We start from the raw sequence: 16,961 nt of genomic DNA on the forward strand, positions 1-16,961 counted from the left end.
TTCTATCAGCGATAGACTAAGGAATAAATCTTTCCCTCTTCGTCCTTGAGAGGATAGGTCCAGAGCGGCTTTCCATCCAATCCATACCGAATCGCCTTTCCCGATCTAAAAAGTACAATGCTATCGTCTTTTTTACCCGGAAGAATCCCTTCTATATCGGAAGATTCTACGTTAAACGAAACCGATTTCAAAGAATCCGATTCGATTCGATAAATCGTTTTTCCCGAATGGAACCAAAGATACGGCGAACGGACCACAAAGAGAGAAGCGGAATCCGCCGGAAGATCGATCGTCGAAACGCGATTTTCATCGAGAGAAACGATTTTTTTACCGGAGAGAAAAAAGATTCCGGTTTCGTAAGCTCCGAGATACCGAAGATCTCCGGTTCCTTTTTGCTGGATTTTTTTCGCGTTCAAATCCTTCAAAGAAGAATCATAGATTTGCGCTTCGATTCCACTCTTATTGCCGACAACGAATAATGTGCCGGATTTAATTCCGGACCAAAATGCGCCTTCAAAAACGACGGAGCCGCTTTGTTCGAGTTGATCCGAGTAGCTGTAAATTTTAGAATTTTTTCCAGAAACGATTTCGACTAAAATATTTTCACCGGAAATAGCGGCCTTTCTCACTTCCCCAGAAGGAAGTTTAGTTTCTCTTAAAACGAGTCCCGTTTTGAGATCTAGTATTTCGAGTTTTTTTTCTGAAATTCCGACCAATCGTTTATCGGCAAAGATAAACTTCAAAGGTGTTGAAGTTTGGATTCTCCAATTACGAATTCCCCTGTCCTTATCCAAGGATTCAACACTGGTTCCGTAATTTAGAATTACGGAATTATTAATGAGAACAGGAACCCCGATCAACTTTCCTCTGCTCTGATAGGATTGAAGGATTACCGGGTTGTCGTCGTCGGCGATTACCAATCGCTCCGCCTGAGTCGCGTAAGGCGAAGTTGGAAATTTTTCCGCGATCTCCCTTCCTAAATCCAAAATTTCCTTTTTGATCGCGGGGATCGCCGTTTTTGTTTTTTGTTCCGAAAGAATTCGAATGAGCGCAAAAATATTTCTCGCGCTTCTTTCCAGTTCCAAAGCCCTGCGAATTTCTTTTTCAGCCGGTTCAAAATCTCCGCGTTTATAGTAGATGTAAGAAAGCTCATAATGAGCATCCGGGAAATCCGGATTCTTTTGAATGATATCCTTAAAGATCGTCACCGCTTCGTTGTAAAGATTATCGTTAAAAAGAATGATTCCGATGTTGTAAGGAGCCAACTCGTTGTCCGAATCCTGTTGCATCGCGGCTTCAAATTCTTCCTTAGCAAGTTTTTTATTTCCCGAGTGGTAAGTTGAAATTCCTTTTCCGATCCTCGCCGCTACGAAGTCCGTATTGAGTAGAATCGAACGGTCAAAAGAATCGATCGAAGCTTCGTATTTTTTTTTCTGAAGATGAATGATTCCCATCTGATAATGGCTATAATAGGAATCAGGTTTTTTCGAGAGAATTTCTTTGAATCCTTCTTCCGCTTTGTCGATTTCTCCCTTCCTCAACAAGAAAGCATAAATCGCTTCGCGGCTTTGCAAGTTTCTCGTTCCTTGAGGAGGATTTTCGAGCATAGAAATTCCCTTTTCCTCGTTTCCAAGTCCGAGATAACATTCGGCAATTTTAACATAAAGAGTCAACTTTCCGGTTTTTTGAAACGCTTCCTGATAAAGAGGAATCGCCTTTTCATAATGTGCAGTATCGAAAAGTCTGTTAGCTTTTTGAATGGTCGGAATTACGGTCGCAAACTTTTGGTTCTCCTGGATAGTTTTGCGAGTTTCTGCGATCTCAGGAATATCCTTCGATAACTTTTCGGCTTTTCCGATCCAGTTCAGGGCGGAATCATGATTGCTTTTTTCGTTTTCTTCCAGGGCGATTTTGTAATACAACATCGCCAAACGAAAGTTCACAGCTTCGTTGTTCGGAAATTTTTTTTGAAGATTCTTATAAACCGATTCGGCCTTATCGTATTCTTTTTTATCCTCGTAGGTTCTTCCCAAAACGATTGCCGCCGACGGATCGTTGCTGGTAAGAGTTTCGAGTTCTTTTGTATATTGATTTACAAGACTCTGATTTTTTTGCGAGGAATAAAGGCGGATCAAACCTTGGATCGCGGGGATATTTTGTTTATCGATCGAAAGCGCCTTTTTAAAATTTTCCTCCGAGAACTTCGATTCTCCGGAGATAAAATACAAACGCCCAAAAGCGTTGTAGACGGAAGGTTCTTCGGAAGAAGCCTTCTTCGCTTTTTCATAAAAAACCTTAGCTCCCTTTGTATCGCCCTTTCTGAGATGTCTATCACCTTCATAAATTTGCTCGGAAACGTCGATAAAAGCAATGATCTGTTTTTTCTCTGCTTCCGACTTTAAAGAATCAGCTTCTTTTCTCGCGGCCTTATAACGGTTTTCAGCGATCAAAAGGAATACTAAATTCGTAATCGGTTCCGCAAATGAGGGATCCAATTCCTGCGCTCTTGTAAAATATACAAGGGCTTTCGCGGGTTCCCCCAGACCTTTCATGTTCAAACCCATCTGGTTCTGAAAGATCGCGTTGTTCGGAAAAAGAGTCGTTGCTTTCTCCAGAACTGCGACCGACTTCCGAAAGTTTCCAGCCTTGTAATGAACGGCCGCGATTCCGGAAATGGCTTCTGGATAATCGGATTTAAGAGAAAGAGAAGTTTCAAATGCTTTGAGGGCCGATTCAAATTCTCCTAATAAAATTTTAGAATTTCCGAGGAAGATATATGGAGCCGGATTCTTGGGATCGTTTTGAACCGCTGTCTGAAAATGACCGGCCGCTTCCTTATAATTCTTGCGACGCATCGCTTGATTTCCGCTTTCTAATGCGGAAGCAACACGGGTGACAGAAGCAGATTTTTTGGCAGAAAGTAATTCAGGATCGTTCTTTCTTGCTTCTTCAAAGTAGGCTTCCGCCTCTTCGTATTTTTTTAACTGAACAGCCGCGTCTCCGAGTTGCATATTCAACTGAGCCGGAAAAGAAAAATCTTTCGCAGGAATTTTTTTCAGAGTAGAATAAGCTTCTTCAAACTTGTTTTGATTCTTTAAAAGAACCGCTTTTTTAAACGAATAATTATATTTATCTTTTACGGGAAGTGTTTCCAGTTTCGCATAAACCTCGATCGCACTTTCATTTTTTCCTTCCGCAGTATAAATGATGCCTAACGTAAGAAGAATTTGTTCGTTTTCAGGATCCACTTCCGTTCCTTTTTTCAAAGAAAGAAGAGCTTCCTGATTTTTACCGAGTTTGTATTCGGAAATTCCAGCTAAGTAGTAACCGGGAGCGGTTGGAAAAGTGTTGATGGCAAGATTTGCCTTTTCCAAAGACTTTTCGAAGTTTCCTTTTTGGAAAAAAGAATTTCCATCGTTTAGAATTTTAGAAACCCTTTTCAGCTTTTCGCGAGTCGCCGCGTCCTTTTCCAAAACTCCGTCTTGAGTTTGGGACTTTCTAAAATCCTTACTCGAACAATTGATAAAAAATTGTCCGCCAATCAATGCGAAAATGAGGATCGATATAAGATTACTTTTCATAAAATTAAAACCTTTCATTTATAACCCTTGTATTCTATCTGAAGATTTTTTAACGGAGATCGTTTCGAAAATTTTTCACCTCGAGTAAGAATCGAAATTCTCCAGACTCCGGAAGATTCGATCGTATCTTCCAATACTTTGGAATAACCAAGATAAAGACGAATCTTTCCTTCTTTCGTATCGGTTACGATTCGAAACGGACGCCCTTCTTCTTTTTCTTCCTTTTTGAATCTATAGGTTCCGATATTCGTTCCTGTGGAAGGAAAAGAATAAAGACTCAGTCTTTCTTTTTCATATTCCAAACTTACCGTTTTTTTGGCGGTATGAAAAGAAATCGCAGCGATCCCCGAATCGACTTCCGCAGTGATAGGAATGATTCCGCGAATTTCAAGATTTTCCGGGACGAACGGAGTCGAAAAAACTCCGAACCAACCTGGAGGCAAAGCAGAAACATTCTTAAAATCTAATGTATTTCCCGAAATCGCTTGGAATCCTTTTTCACCCGATAATTTCCAAAACTCCGGTTCGGAAACTAAATTCCCGGTTTTATAAGGAAGCGCGATTTCCGTAATCTTATCCGCATCGACGACCAACTGACCTTCATAATAGACAAGCGGCCCGTTTTCGGTATCACGGACCAATTCCAATTGGAGAGCGCCCGGACTCAAATTGCTTCGATAAAAAGGAGTTTCTCCTGCGCGAAATCCATCCAGTGCAACTTGCAAAGCTTCGGGAAAACTTAATATACGAAGACCGCCCAAGGTTCGGTCTTCTTTCCATTCTTGATAAATGGTAACGGTTTGACCCGAACGGATTTGAATGGATTTATGAATATCTTTCTGGCCTGGTCGAGTAATCTGAATCTGCTGTAGACCTTCCGGAAGCGGGTAGTTTCGGAAAGAAGCGATTCCAATCTTCTCTCCCTGGAATAAAACCTCAGTATCGGCGGAAGACGCGCTGAAGGACAAATAACCTTGGACGGATTTTTTTAGAATTGAATCGATTTCTCCCGAACTCAGCGATTTTTCCCAAATTGGTACGAGAGAAGATTTCGGATCCAAGGCAAGAACTCCGGAACCGTGTTTTAAGTAGAATACCTGATTGACCGGAGTTTCCGTTTGTACCATAGGAGGTTGAAAGGAACCGCTCACGTTTCCATAGACGATTTCTTTCACCGGATCCGTAATTTTTTGACTTACAATCCATTTTCCACCGGACTCTCGGATTTCCGTTCGAACGACCGCGTCGACCTTTTGTTTCTTCAATTCTTCGGTCAACTGAGCTGAATTCTTCCAAATCTCATCCGAAAAACGAACTTGTTTTCCTTTTACTTTCGCCCAAATCAATCGGACTTCATCCGATAAAAAAGCCGATAGTTTTGAATCCATATCTTTAGGAACTTCGATAGGACCAAATGCGAAGATCGGTGTTGGATTTCCTTCTTTTCGAATTTTGTAATCCGTATCGGAACTGTTTCCAAGAATGATTTCTTCCTCTTTTAAGGCCCTATACACTGGCTCTTGCAAAACCGAATTGAAATTTTCAATTTTTTGAACCGAGGAACAATCGATAAGAATCAGTAAGAAAGAAAAAGAAAGTGTTATAACTCTGAAAGGTTTAAAAATAAATTTCATAATAATTCAATTATTTTCCACCAAGTTGAATGAGAAATCCAGTATAAAAAATTTCACGGACAGGATCATCCGTAATTTTCGGGGAATGAACTAAAAATAAAAAAACCGGGGAAATTTCCCCGGTTTTTGCACCGAATTCAGGGTAAGGTCAAAAAACCTAGAAGCTTTCTTTCGGGTTTAACTTCAACTTTTCCTTTTGTACATCTTGTTGAACGTATTTGGTCTCGTTTACGGCTTTTGCAGTTTTGGTTACTTCATCTGCGTTGTTACGAGTGGCTTCCCGTTTCTGGAATTCGGCCTTTACTTCGTCCACCGAACCAGATTGACTCAATATCTTAAGTTCTTCACTGGAAGATTTCAATTCTTCCACAAGTTTTCCGTATTCAAAAGTTTCATTTTTATGAAGAACGATCAGTTCCTTCATTTCCGTCAAAGAATCTTTTTGAAGAGAGCGAATTAGCTTGTCGGTGAGCTTTTGATTCTTCTCGATTCTCAGTTCGCGATTCTTGCTGAGAATAACTTCCGAAGACTCTCCTTTTTTAGAAACCGCGATACTTCCTTCGATGACCGCAAAACGTACCGTGCAACTTTCTTTAGCACAGTTGACTTTGGACCCTTCAGGACTTTCCACGGATGTTAGGAAAGAAGTTCCACGCACACCGGCAAGAGCCGTTGGTGTAGAAACGGTAAATTCTGTAGTCTTCTGACCCTTTTTCACCATTGTCACGATCTTACCGTAATTCACTTGAACGTTTGTATCGGACCCATTCGGACTCATCAGATTGGAAATTTCCACGTCCGAATTCTTGGACATTTTGATGATACCGCTATCGGCCACCATGATTTCCGCGCCGCCGTTTGCTCCCGTTACGACTCGATCCGTAGCTCCCAGGGTTACTCCTAACTCGGCCTTTTTCTCGCCGGCATCGGAAAGAATTTTTACATCACCCAAAACCCATACGATTCTTGCGACTGCGGTTTCGGATTCAGTTTTTACCTGATCACTACCGGAAGATTTATTTGTGCTACAAGCCATCAACAAGGCCAAAAAGCCGTAGCTAATCATTATTAATAGAGAACGTTTCATATTACCCCCGAACATCAAAAGGATGCACTTTTACTAACAGACTTACAAGGAAAAAATTGCAGGAAACCAGATTTAGTTATACCATAGATAAAAGTATTTTCCACCAAAATTGGGAACAACGGGCTTCAAAACTACTTTTTCTTAGGCTTTTCCGGATCGACGGAAATGTCGTCCAATTCTTCTTCGAGTTTACATTTTGGATAATTATCGATCGGCAAGCTCGTTCCCACCCATCCAAAAGCTTCTTGTGCCGTTATTACATGGATATCCCAACCCATAACTATATTCGGACAATCCCAAACCTTATTTTTACAAAGAACCTGACTCGATTTCGGTTTTGGATAAGCCCACGCGGAAGGCGGATACATACATTTCATTTCTACTTCTGCAATCTTTCTCAATCGTTTTACGTTGGTTTCGAACTCTTTAAAAATCGAAACCAACGGATTTGCCAGCAATTCGTCGAAGTATTTTCTAGAAGTGTTATATGCAATGTAGTAAACCAATTCTTCCATCACATAATCCTTATCGCTCGCATTGTGACTTACGTTAGAGATATACCGAGCGAGTTTTAGTGTATCCGTAAGCAGAGATTGAAAAAAATCATGAGCCTTCTCAGGAATCGCATCTTCGCGGTTAGACGATTGATTACTGTCGCTTTCCCCGTCGTTCGAAAGGATATCGTCCAAAAACCTTTCATCAGGACTTTCAGATTGGCCAGTTTTTTCGATCGAGATCGGCTTATCCGGGTTATCCGTCATTCCCAAAGGAACGTGATTCGCAATCGAAGGATAAATAAAATCTTGAAGATCTAGTTTTTGCAATATATCGGAACATGCCTTTGCGACGCGAACTTTCTCGCTGTCCTCGCTGGGAAGTTTTGTGTATCGATCCACGTTGATTCTCGGGATATCCATTAGAATTCCCGCCGTAAACGCGTATCTTCTCAATAAACGAAATTTCATCGTATCGGGAATCATGACGATTCCTAAGGATAAAAGTCCCAATTCGCTGATGTATTTAAAAAAATTCGCATTTTGATTGTAGGCTTTTAAAAGTGTAAGCACCGTTTTTTTGGAATGTAACGAATTTCTAATGATTCCTTTGTAATTGTAGATGGAATTCTCATACATGAATTTCAAAAACTTCATATCAGAAGTTTTCAATTGATCTACAACTTTAATCGCTAAAATATTCTGGATTTGTTCCAAAAGCTCCTTATTTAACTTAACGTCGAACTTCGGGTTGTATTGTCCTTTGATATCTCTCAGACGTGTGAGCGCTGATTCTTTGACTTGAACCTCTTCCTTTACTAAAACATTTCCGGAGTTGTCTTCGATCGGGGAAAGAAAACGAATCATGGATCCGGTTTCAAATTCTTTTGTGAATTCGATCAAATCGTCGATGGAATCGAATTCTAAACTGGAATGGGTCACTTTCATTTTGAAATTCTATCTCTCCGTGTGACTCTATGTGGATTATCAAGGCTTGCAAGCATAGATTCGAGACTTTTTTTTCTTTCTAACGTAATACGATCACTTTCTAATGCTTTAATCATCGCGCAATTGGATGAAAGTATGCAACAATTTGATTCTTCACAATTCTTTTTTTGACTCAAGAGTTCGGGAAAACTCTCCATTATTTCCTCTTTTTTTAAGTGAAGAATTCCCCATTCTTTGATTCCGGGAGAATCGATCAGAGTTGTTCCGTCTTCCAACGCGAGCAAAAGAGAATTCGTGGTCGTATGTTTTCCCTTATCCTTCGAGACGCTGATCCCTGACGTCTTTTGGATTTGTTTTTGAGTCAATAAATTGAGTAGAGTAGACTTGCCAACGCCCGAATTTCCGACTAAGAATGTGGTTTTTCCTTTTAGATATTCCTGTAATGCGGGAATTCCCTCACTCGTCGTACAGGAAACTCCAAGGACCTGATATCCCAGATCTCGATACACTTTCAGACGGACTTCGGCTTCCTCTTTCGAAACTAAATCCAATTTTGTGAATAAAACCAGAGGTTTTGTTCGAGACGTATAAACCGCCGCGAGACAACGATCGATAAATCCGTCCTTTGTTTCGGGAGATTTGAGAGAAACCAAAACCGCTGTTTGATCGGCGTTTGCACAAAGCACCTGTGTGTCGCCTTCCCGACTTTTTCTTGTTAGGAAAGATTTTCTTTCCAGTCGTTCCGAGATCACCCAATCTTGACCGGAAGAAGGTTCGGCAAGAATTCGATCGCCTACTACAAAAGGATGTCGTTCTTCTGCGGCGACCGTACGCAATTTTCCTCTGAGAAAAGCCCTTACGGTGCCTCGTTCCGGCGAATAAATTTCATAGTAAGCCCCGTAAACACGAGAAATGATAAAAAACTCTTTGACTGATTTATCCTGATCTAACATGATTCTTACGCGTTTTCTATGCCTATCCGTCGCCTCAATGCCTTAGGGCCAATCGTATATCTGATTCTTTTGATAGCCGGTTTTCAGCTTATCTCCGTCCTAATTTTGCAGTCATTCCATTTCTTTTCTTTCGAAATTCTTAGAATATTCCTAACTCTCATCCCTGGAGCGCTTCTTGGATTTTTAGTCTATATCTTATCCATTCGAATTTTAAGAAGAACTTCCGGAAAATTTTTGGGGAGAATTTTTCCTTTTCTTCAGTCTTCAAACGTGGAGATCGTTAAATACCTTTCAGTATTGGATCAATTCAAGAACGATCTGATCGCAACAAATCTCACAGAACTTGTATGTGAGAAAATTTTAAAGTTCATTCAGACGGTTATTCCGACAAAAAAGGTCACGATTTTTTTATGGAAAGAGGAAATGGGAAAATTTGCCCCGTTTCCAGACTCGGGTGAAATACAATTTTTTATCTTCGATCCTTTTTTACTTTGGGTTACCGAAAACGATAAAATTTACAATTTTAAAGAATTTGAAACCGATCCGTATCTGAACAAGATTCGAAAGTCCGCTGAAATCTTTTTCACCACAACGCAAGCTGAGCTTGTTGTTCCTTTGATCTTGAATAAAAGTTTATTAGGAATGATCGTTTTAGGGGAAAGAAAAAATCGAAAAAAATACACGTCTTCGGAAATCGAAAAACTAAACGAGATTCGTTCCGTTTCGGTAATGTCTCTTTCCAATGCGATCTTTTACGAACGTCTGATCGAGTTGACGGAAACACTAGAAGAAAAAGTTCGAATCAGAACGAGAGAGTTGGAGAATGCACAATCACAATTGATCATGTCGGAAAAAATGGCTTCGCTGGGAATTATGGTCGCGGGAATCGCGCACGAGATCAACACCCCCGCGGGTGTGATCAACGGGGCCGCGGACAATCTAGACCAGAACATGAATTATCTCGTAAGGAATATTTTTGACATCGTCCTTTTGGCGGAAAATAAAATTCTGAGAAAGAATTTTGAATTGGCGCTTCTTCATCTTTTAAGAGATAAAAAAAGATCCGAATTGGACTCCCGAGAAAAGTTTCGTTTAAAAAATCAGCTTCGTGAAGAAATGAAACGAATGCATTTCAGCGAGGCGATTTCCGCTGAACTTTCCAACTTTATCATCGAAAATCAGATCGGAGATGAAAGGAAATATATTTATAAAGTGATTATGGGAGACGACGACCGGGGTTATTTGATGCTTAAAAACGCGACTCATATCAACCGAAACATCAAGAATATTCGGTACGCAATTCGAAACGTAGTTCGGATCGTAAAGGCTCTGAAGTCCTATTCTCACTTGGATCAATCCAAAACTTTATCCCCCGCAAATATAGTCGAAGGTTTGGAAACTACGTTAGTCATCCTTCATAACCAGGTTAAATACGGAATCGAAATCGTTCGGAATTTTTCGGAAATTCCTATGGTCGTCTGTAACCCGGATGAGTTGAATCAGGTTTGGACTAATCTGATTCAGAATGCCGTACAAGCCCTCAAAGGGAACGGAAGAATCGAAATTTCAGTGTTTCAGACCGGTGATTCGGTTGTCGTTCAAATCGAAGACAACGGTCCTGGAATTCCTTCTAAGATTCAAGATCGAATTTGGGATCCGTTTTTTACCACAAAAGATCAAGGAGAAGGAACCGGACTCGGCCTGGGAATCGTCAAAGGAATCGTAGAAAAACACAAAGGAAAAATAACCTTAACTTCAGTCCCCGGAAAAACAACGTTCCGAGTAGAATTGCCCGTGAACCCGGAGCTTGTCTCATGATAGAATTATTGTAACCATCGAATTCAAAAGCACATAACGTGAAGAAAGAAAAAGACATTCAAGAAACTTCATTTTTTAAGGAAGTTTACACATTGGTAAAGAAAATTCCCAAAGGAAAAGTCACTTCTTACGGAAGGATCGCCGCCCTTCTGGGGAAACCGAGAGCGTCTCGTGCGGTGGGCTACGCGCTCAACGCGCTTTCCAAAAGTCAGGAACAAAAGGTGCCTTGGCAAAGAGTCATCAATAGTCAGGGAAAAATTTCGTTTCGAGGAGATACGGGCCGTTCGATTCTTCAAAAAAAAATGTTGGAGGACGAAGGTATAAAATTCAGTGTTAGCGAAACCGTGGACCTCGATGTTTTTGGATGGCCGAACTTAATTCAAAACCCGACTCCGCGTAAAAATAGAAAATAAGGTTTCCCCGTTTTCGAAGCTTTGCGAACTTATCTTAGAAATCATTCATGAGCAAAAACAAACCAGTCACTCTTACGATCGCCGGATCCGACTCCGGGGGCGGCGCCGGAATCCAAGCCGATCTCAAAACGTTCACCGCTCTCGGAACGTTTGGGACATCCGCAATCACTTGTTTAACCGCTCAAAATCCATCCGGAGTTACGGGAATTTTAGAAGTGGACGCGGACTTTTTAGAAAAACAAATTCTCGCGGTAATGAATTATTTTCCGGTAAGGTCAATCAAAACGGGAATGTTGTTTTCGACCGCAATTATGGAACGAACCCATTCTCTTTTAACGAGCCGGAAAGGGAAGGAATCGTTTTCTTTGGTGATCGATCCGGTCATGGTCGCAACAAGCGGAGCAAAACTTTTACAAGACTCCGCAATCGATGCTTTATTGAATCTGTTGATTCCGATCGCCGAACTCATCACTCCGAACTTGGACGAAGCGGAAATTCTTTCCGGAAAAAAAATCAAAAGTAGTTCTGAAATGCCCGATCTTGCCAAAGAAATTTTCGAAAGATTTAGAGTTCCAGTTCTTTTAAAAGGCGGGCATATCCAAAACGAGAAAATCGCTCTGGATATTCTCTATGACGGAAATGAAATTTCATACTTTGAAAAACCATTTATAAGCGGGTTCTATCCTCATGGAACCGGATGCACTTATTCTTCGGCGATTACCTCTTATTTGGCGTTAGGCGATTCTCTCGTAGACGCGATTCGTAAGGCAAAAGAGTATCTTCACTCAGCAATCGAACAGGCTTATACGGCTGGAAAAGATAAAACCCTAAATCATACTCCGGTGATTGAAATCTGATTTCGGATTATTTTTTTCCATTTAACAATTTTTCGTTCACCAGATTCTCGAGAATGGTAAGAGGTAAAGAGCCGCTATTCAAAACGACTGAATGGAATTCGCGGATATCGAACTGTTCCTTTTTATTTTCTCGAACCTTTTCTCTGAGTTCTAAAATTTTCAACATCCCCAGTTTGTATGAACAAGCCTGACCGGGATAAACGATGTATCTTTCGATTTCCGCGGTAACATCCTTCGGCGGCATTCCCGTATTTTCCATCATGTAAGAAATCGCTTCTTCTCGAGTCCAGCGTTTATAGTGCAATCCGGTATCTACCACTAAACGAACAGCTCGAAAGAGTTCGGCTTGTAGTCTTCCTAAATCGGAATAAGGATCCTGAAAAAAATGATAATCCTTTGCCAAACGTTCGGCATACAAGGCCCAACCTTCGACATAGGCAGTAAACGTAATCGTATTTCTAAAACGGGGAAGGCCTTTTAGTTCCTGCATAATGGCGATCTGCAAATGATGACCGGGAATCGTTTCGTGATAAGTAAGGGTTCTCATACCGAATTTAGGAATTTCTTTCGTATCTCTGAGATTCGCGTAAAAAATTCCCGGCCTGGAACCGTCCAGAGCGGGTTCGTCATAATAAGCGCCTGGAGCGGTCTTTTCTTTAAAAACGGGAATTCTTTCCACTTCGACTTTTCCTTCCGGCATTTTTAAAAAAAGAGCTTTTGTCTTTTCCTCGCCATCCTTTAGAATATTCTTATATTCTTCTAAAGCCTGAATTTTTCCATCCTCAGTATCCGGAAATAAGAATCGGGGATCCTTTCGAAGTGCGGACATTGCCGCAGGGATCGGTTGATTTTTCCCGAGTCCTTTTAAAATTCTCTTCATCTCGGTCTGAATTCGTGATACTTCGGAAAGACCGATATTATGAATCTCTTCGGGGCTCAAGTCCGTCGTAGTATGTTTTTTTAACTCGTGGGAATAGTATTGATCTCCGTCCGGAAGTTTCCAAACGCCGGCCTTCGAATCGGAGTGTTTTTTCTGTTCATTGAACAAGTTAAGTAATTTTGAATATGCCGGATATATCTGAGTGACGATAGAATTTTGAACTTGAATCAGATAAAAATCCTGTTTCTCTTTTGGAATCGATTCTATCTTTCTAAGTTTTTTTTCAAAGGCGACATAGAGAATATTCTCTCTTGCGGGAACGGAAATAAAATCCGAAACCTCGGAGATCAAACGATCTAAAATAAAATCGGGAGGAAGAATCCGATTCTGATCTCTAAGTAAAATTCCTGCTATCAACTGATCGATTTTTTTCGGAACGGCTCCGAGTCGAAAAACGTAATTCTCCACGTCATTGGATGATTTTAACGGATGTTGAGTGACTAAAAAAGTCGGAACTTGGCTTTGAACTCCGAATAACTGATTTGCCGGATAATCGTGAAATAAAAATCTTTCACCCGCAATCCGAAGACGAAGGGACCATTCTAAAATTTCGAAAGAAAGCAGTTCTTGATCCGCCAATCCGTCCTTTCCATAGGAAAGAAGAGTTTCTAAATTTTTCTTCGCTTTTTCCAAATCCTGTTTTTGCTTTTCGATCGATATATCCGTAAGTCTCTTTTGATAACCGTTGATTCCGAGATTATTGAGGACACCGAGAGATGTAAGATATTCCGGATCGTCTAAAACGGATTCCCAAAAAACTTTTTCGTAAAAAAGACCGAGCGTAATCGGTTTAAAGAATATGGTTTGTAAAAGAAGGGTGAAACAAAGAAGTACAAAAAATAAAAAACCGAAAAGAATCCGCTTTCTCGCCGTAATACTGACCATAGTGGGACAAAATACAAAATCTACTAAAGAATGAAAATTCTATTTTTGAAAATGAAATCGATTTCGGTAAAATTACGGATTCAATACGGAATGCAATCGTTTATCCCGCCGAAGGAACCTTGGAAATTCGCAAGGAAATAACGGTCAAGTCATCCTGATAAACATTCCCGTTTGTAAACGTTGCCAAATCGTTCAAAATGCTATCAACGAGCTCACGGGAGGATTTTCCCTTCTCCTTATTCAATACATTATAAAGTCGTTTTTCACCGTAGAACTCTTTGTTGAGATTCGGTTCTTCGAAAAGACCGTCCGAAAAAAGTAAAAGTCGATCCTCCGAATGAATTTTTAGAATTTTATCCTTATAGATCGATGCCGGAGAAAGTCCTATCATTCTTCCAGTGTTCGGTAGTGTGAGAAATTCGGAATTTTGTATCAAAACTTGTTCCGGATGACCTGCGGAAGAATAGCGCAGAACACCTTTGTTTAGATCAAGATCAACAAGTATACAGGTATAATAAAGATTTAAAGATTTGAATTTTTCGATAAACTCTGAATTCAAAATTTCTAATATTTCACCGGGACGTTTTCCGGAGTTTTTTAAGAATTCGTATCCGACTTTAATCGCCATCGTGATCAAGGCGCCTTGAACTCCATGTCCGGTTGCGTCCGCCAAAAAGAGACGATAAACTCCTTCATTGATACGAGTGATATCGTAAAAATCCCCGCCGACCTCGTCTCTAGGAATGTATTCCGCGCGAATGTCCAAGTCGGAATAATGTTCGAAACCGGAAGGAAGCATAATCTTCTGAATTCTTTTGGCCGTTAACAGATCCTTTTTGATGATTTGGAAGGACTTATTTAACTGTGCCATCAATTCTTCGATCGTCTTTCTTTCTTCGGAAAGTTTGCGTTTATCTTTTCGGGACGATCGTAGAAGTTTTTGAACCTTCGAACTTTGGGACTTTAAGAAACCCGATGCGATACTCATCCAATAAAAATAGAGAAGAATCGTTAAAACGAAGATAAAAAAGAATATGACGAGGGTTCGGTCGCTGAGACGAATCGGAGACGTTCCTGCAATTCCTGTAAAATAAAAGAGGAACAAAGAAAACGAATAAATCAAAGCACCAAGAATAAAATAACGCCGTTCCATCATTCCAAAAGGAGCGAGATAACTCGCATAAAGAGCCGTAAGCATTACTACCATAAAGTCAGGGACTTGAACCATGAGCCAGGCGTTAAAAAGAAGCATCGGGATATGCCAAACGTAAAACGAAATCTTCATCCATTTTTGAAGATTCCAACGACCGTTTGCCAACTGATAATTTAAGGGAATTGCGGTGACAGCATTTACGACTAAGAATAGAATCAATTCGCTGTAGGAGACTTTTTCCAAACCTTCCGTATTAGAAAACTTTAAAATAGAAAATAGGACGGAGACAAATCCTCCTCCTAAAATCCAGTTGAGAGTTACCGGAAGTTTAAAGGTTCTTTTGAGATGGAAGAAATTCATAAATTTCTAAATCAAGGGAACGATGACTAGAAAAATAAACGAAACCAATGCCGTCCAAATGCTAGCGGACACCAACGAAAACCAAAGAGAATTCTGCCATTGAATCAAGGGTGTTGCGACAAACAAAATCATTCCTAGGTAAGAAAGATAAGGAGACCGATCATAGAGATGTTTCTGCCATTCGATAAAACCTTCTCGAAAATCCTTAACGTCTCCGCGGAATTTCAAATCCAGGATCAATTCGCCAATCCAACCCGAAACTGAAAAAATCAAGGACCAAAAAAAGAATAAAATCGACAAAGAAAGAGGAAGGACGTTTCTCCAAAAAACGAAAGTCGAAATCAAAAGTAAAAATCCGAAAATCGGAACTCCGGGATAAAGGATTTTGATTCTAAAAAACTTACTTTCAGAAAGAAAACGTAAGAGCGGAATCCCTTCTCTCGATTGAAACGATCCGCAGAAAACACATTGTATCGACTCTGCTAAAATGTGGGTTCCGCAATTCCTGCAGAATCGTTTCTCCGTCTCCATTATTTCCGAAAATCGATCAGCTCTGGCTGATGAGTTGATTGATCAATTGACGCAAAAAATCCACATCCGGAGTTCCACTTTTTGGAAGAGGCTTATTGTTGATAAACAAAGTCGGAGTGGAATTGATTTTTAATTTTTCAGCTTCGTCGACTTCTCGATTGATCTGATCTCTGATTTTCGGAGAACTCATACAAGAACGGAATTGATCCATTTTGAGACCGTTCTTTTCGGCAAGTCGACTTACCGTTGCAACCGTATGCATCACGCCGGTTTCATTGTCATCGTAAAGCCCGGTATAAACCGGATAAAATTTGTTTTGCTGATCGGCACAAAGCGCCGCACTCGCAGCGACACAAGAGCTTGCTTCAGGCGATTTTCTTCCAACGAGTCGATTGCAATTTCCATCCAAAGGAAAATTCTTGTAAGCCACTTTGATGATCCCGTCGTATTCGGTCAGAAAGGATTTAAGAATTTTGCTCGTGTGCATACAATGGCCGCAATTGAAATCGGCATATTTCACGATTGTAATCGGCGCGTTCGGATCACCTACGATCGGAGTTTCTTTTAAATCGATCTGAACCGAAGGAGTCGATTCAAATTCTTTTAGAAGAAGTGGAATCGCCTTTTCACCCGAAGCGGAACCCGAAACAAGCCTCCCGCCGCTGGTCGAAATTCTTCCACCATACAGGCCGAGAACAAAAAAAGATAAAATGACGATCAGAAGATTTAGAAAATTTCCATTTAGACCGTTTGTCACGGCGGAAATTGATTTGTCGGAGATCGATTTAAACCCTGGAAAATTTACTACAATCAGTGCAATCGTAACCACATAAGTAGCGGCGCAAAGACCACATAACGCTTTGATCACTCCGACCGAAATAAGGAACAAACCCGCATCTGCGACCAAACCTAAAAGCAAAACATAAAACGCTAGACGAAGGTTCGCTTCTGCGGTTTCTTTTTTGATTTCCGAAAGAACGAAAAGAAATCCGACAAAGCCGTAAAAAATAAAACCGAAAAGCGCAGTCGGGACGTCTCCTAAACCGGGAACATTACGAATCGCGGAAAAAGAACTCTCTGATACTTTATCACAGGAACCGGGTTCGCTGATCACGTTACAAAGGGCTTCTCCCACGGAACTAGGATCTCCGTAGTATTTTTGGATGAGAAGAAAGGAGAGGATCAAACCTATAGCCGAGAGGATGATCGAAATTTTATTTTTAGACAACTGATTCATGAATTTCCCCGATCCTGTAAGATCGATTTACCTTTATGTATAGTTCCATTTTTAGTGAAAAGAAAAATCC

Annotated in this window: 12 protein-coding genes; 3 read left to right on the forward strand and 9 right to left on the reverse strand. The window is 40.6% G+C overall.

Annotated elements, in window-relative coordinates:
- Positions 1-5: 5 nt before the first annotated feature.
- The 5 genes from JWG45_RS18185 to rsgA form a co-directional block, all read right to left on the reverse strand.
- A complete protein-coding gene (locus JWG45_RS18185; RefSeq protein ID WP_205281043.1) occupies positions 6-3,599 on the reverse strand; it encodes a tetratricopeptide repeat protein in 3,594 nt (1,197 codons plus the stop codon).
- Positions 3,596-5,215 (reverse strand): LIC10124 family lipoprotein, encoded by a 1,620-nt coding sequence (locus JWG45_RS18190; protein ID WP_205281044.1) that lies wholly within the window; start codon positions 5,213-5,215, stop codon positions 3,596-3,598. The genes JWG45_RS18185 and JWG45_RS18190 overlap by 4 nt, the downstream gene beginning before the upstream one ends.
- Positions 5,216-5,372: 157 nt before the next feature.
- Positions 5,373-6,302, reverse strand: a complete 930-nt coding sequence (locus JWG45_RS18195) for a FecR family protein (protein WP_205281045.1) — start codon at positions 6,300-6,302, stop codon at positions 5,373-5,375.
- A 131-nt stretch (positions 6,303-6,433) separates the two neighbouring features.
- Positions 6,434-7,744: a hypothetical protein gene (locus JWG45_RS18200; RefSeq protein WP_205281046.1), complete on the reverse strand. Its 1,311-nt coding sequence runs from the start codon at positions 7,742-7,744 to the stop codon at positions 6,434-6,436.
- Positions 7,741-8,697 carry a ribosome small subunit-dependent GTPase A gene (gene rsgA / locus JWG45_RS18205; protein WP_205281047.1) on the reverse strand — a complete coding sequence of 319 codons (957 nt, stop codon included), beginning with the start codon at positions 8,695-8,697 and terminating at the stop codon, positions 7,741-7,743. Before rsgA ends, JWG45_RS18200 begins: the two co-directional genes overlap by 4 nt.
- Positions 8,698-8,715: 18 nt before the next feature.
- Here rsgA and JWG45_RS18210 point away from each other — a divergent pair, with 18 nt between their 5' ends.
- Genes JWG45_RS18210 through thiD form a run of 3 tightly spaced genes read left to right on the forward strand, consistent with a single transcriptional unit; the run spans position 8,716 to position 11,785 of the window.
- Positions 8,716-10,515, forward strand: coding sequence for a sensor histidine kinase (locus JWG45_RS18210; protein WP_205281048.1), 1,800 nt, complete (start codon positions 8,716-8,718; stop codon positions 10,513-10,515).
- A gap of 38 nt (positions 10,516-10,553) precedes the next feature.
- A complete protein-coding gene (locus JWG45_RS18215) occupies positions 10,554-10,928 on the forward strand; it encodes an MGMT family protein (protein WP_205281049.1) in 375 nt (124 codons plus the stop codon).
- Positions 10,929-10,975: 47 nt separating this feature from the next.
- Positions 10,976-11,785, forward strand: coding sequence for a bifunctional hydroxymethylpyrimidine kinase/phosphomethylpyrimidine kinase (thiD, locus tag JWG45_RS18220; RefSeq protein WP_205281050.1), 810 nt, complete (start codon positions 10,976-10,978; stop codon positions 11,783-11,785).
- 7 nt (positions 11,786-11,792) lie between these two features.
- Here the strand turns inward: thiD and JWG45_RS18225 are convergent, their stop codons facing one another.
- The 4 genes from JWG45_RS18225 to JWG45_RS18240 all read right to left on the reverse strand — a co-directional run bounded on the left by JWG45_RS18225 (position 11,793) and on the right by JWG45_RS18240 (position 16,891).
- On the reverse strand, positions 11,793-13,610 hold the full coding sequence (locus tag JWG45_RS18225) for a DUF885 domain-containing protein (RefSeq protein WP_205281051.1): 1,818 nt from the start codon (positions 13,608-13,610) through the stop codon (positions 11,793-11,795).
- Positions 13,611-13,710: 100 nt separating this feature from the next.
- Positions 13,711-15,123 carry a PP2C family protein-serine/threonine phosphatase gene (locus JWG45_RS18230; protein WP_205281052.1) on the reverse strand — a complete coding sequence of 471 codons (1,413 nt, stop codon included), beginning with the start codon at positions 15,121-15,123 and terminating at the stop codon, positions 13,711-13,713.
- 6 nt (positions 15,124-15,129) lie between these two features.
- Entirely contained in the window at positions 15,130-15,654 is a 525-nt protein-coding gene (locus JWG45_RS18235; RefSeq protein ID WP_205281053.1) for a zinc ribbon domain-containing protein, read from the reverse strand.
- 16 nt (positions 15,655-15,670) lie between these two features.
- Positions 15,671-16,891, reverse strand: a complete 1,221-nt coding sequence (locus JWG45_RS18240; RefSeq protein WP_205281054.1) for a vitamin K epoxide reductase/DsbA family protein — start codon at positions 16,889-16,891, stop codon at positions 15,671-15,673.
- Between the last annotated feature and the right edge of the window lie 70 nt (positions 16,892-16,961).

The sequence above is a fragment of the Leptospira ainlahdjerensis genome, from assembly GCF_016919175.1.
GTDB classification, from domain to species: domain Bacteria; phylum Spirochaetota; class Leptospiria; order Leptospirales; family Leptospiraceae; genus Leptospira; species Leptospira ainlahdjerensis.

Coding starts and splice junctions, on each gene's coding strand:
- JWG45_RS18210 (WP_205281048.1), top strand. CDS start 8,716: ATGCCTATCCGTCGCCTCAATGCCTTAGGGCCAATCGTATATCTGATT.
- JWG45_RS18230 (WP_205281052.1), bottom strand. CDS start 15,123: ATGAATTTCTTCCATCTCAAAAGAACCTTTAAACTTCCGGTAACTCTC.
- JWG45_RS18240 (WP_205281054.1), bottom strand. CDS start 16,891: ATGAATCAGTTGTCTAAAAATAAAATTTCGATCATCCTCTCGGCTATA.
- JWG45_RS18195 (WP_205281045.1), bottom strand. CDS start 6,302: ATGAAACGTTCTCTATTAATAATGATTAGCTACGGCTTTTTGGCCTTG.
- thiD (WP_205281050.1), top strand. CDS start 10,976: ATGAGCAAAAACAAACCAGTCACTCTTACGATCGCCGGATCCGACTCC.
- rsgA (WP_205281047.1), bottom strand. CDS start 8,697: ATGTTAGATCAGGATAAATCAGTCAAAGAGTTTTTTATCATTTCTCGT.
- JWG45_RS18225 (WP_205281051.1), bottom strand. CDS start 13,610: ATGGTCAGTATTACGGCGAGAAAGCGGATTCTTTTCGGTTTTTTATTT.
- JWG45_RS18200 (WP_205281046.1), bottom strand. CDS start 7,744: ATGAAAGTGACCCATTCCAGTTTAGAATTCGATTCCATCGACGATTTG.
- JWG45_RS18190 (WP_205281044.1), bottom strand. CDS start 5,215: ATGAAATTTATTTTTAAACCTTTCAGAGTTATAACACTTTCTTTTTCT.
- JWG45_RS18235 (WP_205281053.1), bottom strand. CDS start 15,654: ATGGAGACGGAGAAACGATTCTGCAGGAATTGCGGAACCCACATTTTA.
- JWG45_RS18185 (WP_205281043.1), bottom strand. CDS start 3,599: ATGAAAGGTTTTAATTTTATGAAAAGTAATCTTATATCGATCCTCATT.